Source organism: Kitasatospora sp. NPDC087271, assembly GCF_044744605.1.
In the GTDB taxonomy this organism is placed as follows: domain Bacteria; phylum Actinomycetota; class Actinomycetes; order Streptomycetales; family Streptomycetaceae; genus Kitasatospora.
Map to the genome: position 1 here is coordinate 1 of NZ_JBIUYQ010000060.1, position 1161 is coordinate 1161.

General features: G+C 66.1%; 1 protein-coding gene. It reads right to left on the reverse strand.

The window, feature by feature from the left end; genetic code table 11:
• Window positions 1–1098, reverse strand: coding sequence for an IS630 family transposase (locus tag ACIO9K_RS37885; RefSeq protein WP_363626399.1), 1098 nt, complete (start codon window positions 1096–1098; stop codon window positions 1–3).
• Window positions 1099–1161: the final 63 nt, after the last annotated feature.

Here is a 1161-nt window from a genome sequence, read left to right on the forward strand (position 1 = left end):
CTAGTGTCCTGCGCCGGAGATCCGTCGGCAGAATCGGGCGAGGGAGTCGAGGATCTCGTCGGCGGTCTTGGTCCAGGTGAACGGTGTGGGGTCTTCGTTCCAGTTCTTGATCCAGTTGCGGATGTCGCGTTCGAGGGCTTGGACGTTCTTGTGGGATCCGCGGCGGATCATCTGGTCGGTGAGGAAGCCGAACCAGCGCTCGACCTGGTTGATCCATGATGACCCGGTCGGGGTGAAGTGCATGTGGAACCTGGGGTGTTGGGCCAGCCAGGTGCGGATCGCCGGGGTCTTGTGGGTTCCGTAGTTGTCGCAGATGAGGTGGATGTCGAGGCCGTCGGGAACCTCCTGGTCGATCTTGACGAGGAACTTCCTGAACTCCGCCGCGCGGTGGCGGCGGTGCAGGGAGGTGATGACCTTCCCGCTGCCGGTGTCGAACGCGGCGAAGAGCGTGGTGAGTCCGTTGCGCACGTAGTCGTGGGTCCGGCGCTCCGGCATTCCCGGCATCATGGGCAGCACCGGCTGGGAGCGGTTCAACGCCTGGATCTGCGACTTCTCGTCGACCGACAGCACCACCGCCCCCTCGGGCGGGTCGAAGTAGAGGCCGACCACGTCGTGGACCTTCTCGATGAACAGCGGGTCCGTGGAGAGCTTGAAGGTGTCCGCCAGGTGGGGCCTGAGCTGGAACTTCCGCCAGATCCGCCCGACCGTCGACTTCGAGAGGCCGGACCTGGCCGCCATCGAACTCCGCGACCAGTGTGTCGCGTTCTTCGGGATCTCCTCCAGCGTCGCCACGACAACCGCTTCGACCTTGTCCACCGCGATCGTGGGCGGCCGGCCCGGCCGCGGCTCGTCCGCCAAGCCGTCCAGCCCTTCGGCGAGGAAGCGCCGCCGCCACTTGCGGACCGTGTCCGCGGTGATTCCCAACTCCCTTGCCGCACCGACGATCGACGGCACATCCGGACCGTCGCAGGCCAGCACGATCCGTGCCCGCAGAGCCAACGCCTGGGCTGACGTCGCTCTGCGGGCCCACCGAATGAGCGCCGCACGCTCCTCGTCGGACAGCAACAACGGCTCCAACGCGGGACCACGACGCCGCACCGACGCATCCGAAGAATCACTCACGCAAGATCTAACGACAGATCTCCGGCGCAGGACACTAGA